The 4,750-nt window shown below is 73.7% G+C and carries 5 protein-coding genes; 2 read left to right on the plus strand and 3 right to left on the minus strand.

Annotation, left to right across the window (positions count from 1 at the left end):
• Nucleotides 1–1,550, plus strand: a 1,550-nt coding sequence (locus IE330_RS37640) for an FAD-dependent oxidoreductase (RefSeq protein WP_373314830.1), incomplete at its 5' end; no start/stop codon positions are given.
• 88 nt (nt 1,551–1,638) lie between these two features.
• On the opposite strand, the gene IE330_RS37645 is transcribed toward IE330_RS37640, so the two are convergent.
• A complete protein-coding gene (locus IE330_RS37645; RefSeq protein ID WP_190140685.1) occupies nt 1,639–2,055 on the minus strand; it encodes a carbohydrate-binding module family 20 domain-containing protein in 417 nt (138 codons plus the stop codon).
• A gap of 601 nt (nt 2,056–2,656) precedes the next feature.
• Here IE330_RS37645 and IE330_RS37650 point away from each other — a divergent pair.
• The gene (locus IE330_RS37650) at nt 2,657–2,998 is read left to right on the plus strand and encodes an STAS domain-containing protein (protein ID WP_190140686.1); all 342 of its coding nucleotides are present in this window, start codon (nt 2,657–2,659) and stop codon (nt 2,996–2,998) included.
• Between the two features lie 48 nt (nt 2,999–3,046).
• Here the strand turns inward: IE330_RS37650 and IE330_RS37655 are convergent, their stop codons facing one another.
• Together IE330_RS37655 and IE330_RS37660 are read right to left on the minus strand one after the other, a co-directional pair.
• Nucleotides 3,047–3,802: a GAF and ANTAR domain-containing protein gene (locus IE330_RS37655; protein ID WP_190140687.1), complete on the minus strand. Its 756-nt coding sequence runs from the start codon at nt 3,800–3,802 to the stop codon at nt 3,047–3,049.
• A 54-nt stretch (nt 3,803–3,856) separates the two neighbouring features.
• Nucleotides 3,857–4,522: a GAF and ANTAR domain-containing protein gene (locus IE330_RS37660; RefSeq protein WP_190140688.1), complete on the minus strand. Its 666-nt coding sequence runs from the start codon at nt 4,520–4,522 to the stop codon at nt 3,857–3,859.
• Between the last annotated feature and the right edge of the window lie 228 nt (nt 4,523–4,750).

Genomic DNA, 4,750 nt, shown 5'->3' on the forward strand with positions numbered 1-4,750 from the left:
GGGCGGTCGTCCGTCCCGCCCGGCCCGGCGGCACCCGCCGTCCGGGGCCGCCGCCGTCGGTGGGCGTGATCGGCGGCGGCATCGCCGGACTCGCCGCCGCCACCGCGCTCGCCGAACGCGGCGTGGCCGTCACCCTGTACGAGAAGGAGCCCTATCTCGGCGGGCGGGCCGGGGGCTGGCCGACCGCACTCCGCGACGGCACACCCGTGACCATGAGCCGCGGCTTCCACGCCTTCTTCCGCCAGTACTACAACCTGCGCGCCCTGCTGCGCCGCACCGACCCCGCCCTGGAACGGCTCACCGGCCTGCCCGACTACCCGCTGCTGCACGCCGGCGGCCTGCGCGACAGCTTCCGGCACGTCCCGCGCACCCCGCCGCTCAGCGCGCTCGGCTTCGTCGCGCTCAGCCCCTCGTTCCGGCTGCGGGACCTGCCCGCCATGAACCCGGCCGCGGCCCTGCCGCTCCTCGACGTACGCGTGCCCGAGGTGTACGACCGCCTGGACACGACCAGCGCCCACGACTTCCTGGACGCCCTGCGCTTCCCCCGCAGCGCCCGCCACCTCGCCTTCGAGGTGTTCTCCCGCAGCTTCTTCGCCGACCCGCGCCACCTGTCGGCGGCCGAGATGGCGCTGATGTTCCACATCTACTTCCTCGGCTCCTCCGAAGGCCTGCTCTTCGACGTCCCCGACGGCCCCTACCCCACCGCCCTGTGGGACCCCCTCGCCACCTACCTCGGCGGCCACGGCGTCCGCATCCGCACCGGTACGGCCGTCCAGCGCGTCGCGCCCACCCCGGACGGCGGCCACGCGGTCGCCACCGACCACGACGCACTCCGCCACGACGCCGTGGTCCTCGCCCTGGACACCGCGGGCCTGCGCTCCCTGGTGCGGCACAGCACACAGATGGGCGACGGCCCCTGGCGCGACCGCGTGGCCCGGCTGCGCACCGCCCCGCCCTTCCTGGTCACGCGCCTCTGGCTGGACCGGCCGGTCGCGCCCGAGCGGCCCGGCTTCCTCGGCACCAGCGGCTTCGGCAGCCTGGACAACGTCAGCGTGCTGGAGCGCTGGGAGGACGAGGCGGCCCGCTGGAGCGCCCGCACGGGCGGCTCCGTCGTCGAACTGCACGCGTACGCCGTTCCGCGGGACGCGACGCGGGAGGTCGAGCAGAAGCTCCTCCTCGGCCAACTCCACCGCGTCTACCCGGAGACCCGTACGGCCACGGTGCTCGACGCGCGCCACGTCTGGCGCGACGACTGCCCGCTGTTCCCGGTGGGCGGCCACACCGACCGCCCCACCGTACGCACCCCGCACCCCGGTCTGGTCGTCGCCGGTGACCTGGTCCGCACCGACCTGCCCGTGGCCCTCATGGAACGCGCTGCCACGACCGGGTTCCTGGCCGCCAACACGCTCCTGGAGCGCTGGGGAGTACGCGGCCACCCCCTCAAGACGGTCCCGGACCGCGGCCGTAGCCCACTCCTGCGCGCCCTGGCGGCGGCCTCCTCCCCCCGCTCCCGGCGTCCACCACGGGCCCCGGCCACCACCGAGCACTGACCGTCCACGTCACTGCCGGGGCGCGTTCCTCTTCGACGCGGCATGCAGGGGCCGGGCGGTGAGTCCGCCCGGCCCCCGCTGCGGGTGGTCAGTTACGGAAGGTGTCGTGGGTGATGTAGGTGCCTGTCGGCGGGGTGACGGTGGTGCGGTCGGGGCCGCTCTCCCAGACGACGCGGGTGTTGACGGCCTTGATGATGTACTTGTACTCCACCTTGGTGTCGGCGGGCAGGAGCACGGTCGCCGACCAGGTCGGGTAGGTGGCCGAGGAGAGCGGTACCGCCTTGTCCGGGTTCCAGGACCCCAGCTCCGGGCGGTTGCCGGTCACGTAGACCTGTTGGCCCCACTGCGTCTGCGCGGCGACGTTGAACGTCGCCACCACCGTGTTCCGCTGCGCCCCTGCGTCCGGCGCGGCCGACGCCGGCGACGCCACGAAGGCCCCGAGGAGCAGGGCGAGTACCACTGCGACGCCCAGGCGCAGGCGCGTGCGAGGTCGGGTGCGGTCCATGAGTATGCCCTTTCGGATGCTGGCGGGAGGATGGCTCAGGCGGTCAGGCCCTGACAGGCGCCCATCGTTGTGGAGGCACGCACCTTTCGCAACGCCCTGCAAGTCTTTTCAGACATGGTGTCGTGTTGAAGTAACTGCCCCAGTTCACAGGCTCGTCATGACGGTGAAACGCTTGCAACGGACACCTCGGCAGCGGCTGCGGAGGCAGTCCCGCGCGGACCTGGGGAGTCGTTGCTCCGTACCACTGCGTGTGCGCCCGGAGGCCGGGCCCGCCGACAGGACCGGACGTCCACACCTTCGGCCGGCGGACCCCCGGCCGACGTCCGGAAGTCCGCGCGCCGGTGACGCCCCCGCCCATGGGGGGAAGTTCGGCTCCCCGGCCCGCGCGGGCTGGCCAGGACAGGGGTGGGCGTGCCACGCTGCCGAGAAGCCAGCCTGGTCCGGTGAGAGACCCCGCGCCGCCCTCAGGCCACCCTTCACTGGTGGCCGGGGAACGGTACGGGTGGTCTTGCTCGGCTGCGTGCGGCCCAACGCCGCACGCTTGACGGCCCGCCCCTGGCGGCGACCGCGAGAGGCTCGATCCCGGAACCGGGGACGAACCATGCCCGACTTCACCGTGACAGCCCTTCACCACCTCGAGGGAACCGTCATCGCCGTGACCGGCGAGCTGGACATCCACACCTGCCCGCGCGTGGAGCGGGCCACCGCCGTCCTGCCCGTCGGGGACAAGACGCTGCGCCTCGACCTGTCCGGGGTCTCCTTCATGGACTCCATGGGACTCAACCTGCTCCTGCGGCTGCGCAACCGCATACACGGCAGCGGAGGCCACCTGGTCCTGGCCGGACTCCAGGCCCAGCCCTGTGCCGTACTGCGCCTGACGGAGACGTACGCGCTCTTCGACATCACGTGCGCCGCCGACGGCCTCACCGGATCGGCACGCTGACAGGCCCGGGCCCCCGCACCTCGGCCCTGCCGCCGGACCGCGCGGAGCTCACTCCGTCGAGGAGGTGTCGGTCGGGGGGCGCCCGGCCGGAGGGGCCGCGGTGAGGCTGCCCGTGGTCAGGACGTGCTGGGCGGTGGTGGTGAGCAGCACGCGGTGGTGGCGGGCGTGGCCGCGCAGGGCGGTGAAGGCGTCGTTGAGGGAGATGCCGCGCTGGGCGGAGAGGTAGCCCTTGGCCTGCTCGATGAGGATGCGGCTGTGCAGGGCGGTGTGGAGCTGCTGGTTGACCGTTCCGGCGTGCTGCAGGGTGCGGGCGTGGATCAGGCCGATGGTGGCCGCGTCGGCGAACGCCTGGGCCGTGGACAGGTCCTGTGCGGGCAGGGGCGTACCGTTGCTGCTGAGCAGGAGCAGGGCACCGAGGGACTGCTGGCGCAGCCGCATCGGTACGGCGGCGGCGTAGGTGTAACCGGCCTCGCGGGCCCGGGCCGTGAAGCGCTCCCAGTCGGCGGGGGCGTGCACGAGCTCGCCGGGGGCGACGGGGGCGGCGGTGCGGTAGGCCTCCAGGGCGGGGCCCTCGCGCAGGGCCACGTCCAGGACGCGGGCCAGGGCGGGGCTGGGGTCGCACGGCGCGGGGCTGTACATGTGCTCCGGCTCGGGGTAGGCCAGCAGGACCGCGGCGTCGGTGAGGGCGAAGATCTCACGGCAGCGGGCGGTGAGCTGGTGCAGGAAGTCGATGACGTCGAAGTCCTGGATCAGTGTGTCGGCCAGTTCCACGAAGGTCCGGGCGATCTCTTCTTCCCTGCTCATGTCCTCAACTCCTGGATGTGCGCCGGTCGTGCGGCGCGGTGGGACCCGGGTGGATCACGAGGGCAGCTCCCGCAGGATGTCGCGGGCGGCGTCGGCCAGGTCCTGGCCGGAGGCGAACGCCTGGGCCCGCAGCCGTGCCAGCGCCTCGTCGGGCGCGATGCCGAGCCGGTAGCTGAGTACCCCGGTGGCCTGGTGCACCTCGGCCCGGTGCAGCTCGATCATGCCCGTCGTGCCCGGCCCGTCGCCGGAGGCGTCCCTGTCCGGCCGCCAGGCCAGCAGCCAGCCCGCCAGCGCGTCGGCCACCCGCAGCCCGTCCGCCGCCTGGAGCTGCGTCAAGGCGCCCGGCCGCGTGCGGTAGCCCGACAGGTTCCCGAGGTGGGCCAGTCCGGAGCGAACCGGCCAGACGAACACGGCCCGCACCCCCATCGTCCCGGCCTCGGCGGCGAACTGCGGCCACCGCTCGTCCGCCCCCAGATCCACGACCTGGCAGGGCACATCGGCGAAGTCAGCCGCCACGCCCGGCCCTTGGCCCAGGGTGAACTGGACGTCCTCCAGCCAGGCGCTGGTGTCGTCGCTGAACCACACCAGCTCCGAGCCCGACCGCATGGACACCGCGATGCCGTCCAGACCCAGCACCCGCGCGCACCGCGCCGACCACACACGGTGCTGCTCCTCACCGACGGCGTCCTCCAGGCCGCCGAGCACTTCCTGCACAGACATGCGCTGCTCCACCCTGAAAGCCCTCCGCGCCGGGACCGGACCGACTCCACCAGACGGTCCCGTTCTGTATCCGGAACGCTACTCCTCCCCTGCCCGTCACCGCCCCGACTCCGGGAAGAATGCGCCAATCGGCAGGTGCCCAGGGCCTGTCGGGCGGCGCGGCGGGGGCCGTACGCGCGTGCGCCCGCGCCGCCCGCCGGGGCGGCCCGGTCCGGGCGGCCCGCGGAC

Source organism: Streptomyces longispororuber (genome assembly GCF_014656095.1).
Lineage (GTDB): Bacteria > Actinomycetota > Actinomycetes > Streptomycetales > Streptomycetaceae > Streptomyces > Streptomyces longispororuber.

What these genes read in the sequence shown, in the direction of transcription:
- IE330_RS37645 (WP_190140685.1), bottom strand. Translation starts at nt 2,055, where the DNA reads ATGGACCGCACCCGACCTCGCACGCGCCTGCGCCTGGGCGTCGCAGTG.
- IE330_RS37650 (WP_190140686.1), top strand. Translation starts at nt 2,657, where the DNA reads ATGCCCGACTTCACCGTGACAGCCCTTCACCACCTCGAGGGAACCGTC.
- IE330_RS37660 (WP_190140688.1), bottom strand. Translation starts at nt 4,522, where the DNA reads ATGTCTGTGCAGGAAGTGCTCGGCGGCCTGGAGGACGCCGTCGGTGAG.
- IE330_RS37655 (WP_190140687.1), bottom strand. Translation starts at nt 3,802, where the DNA reads ATGAGCAGGGAAGAAGAGATCGCCCGGACCTTCGTGGAACTGGCCGAC.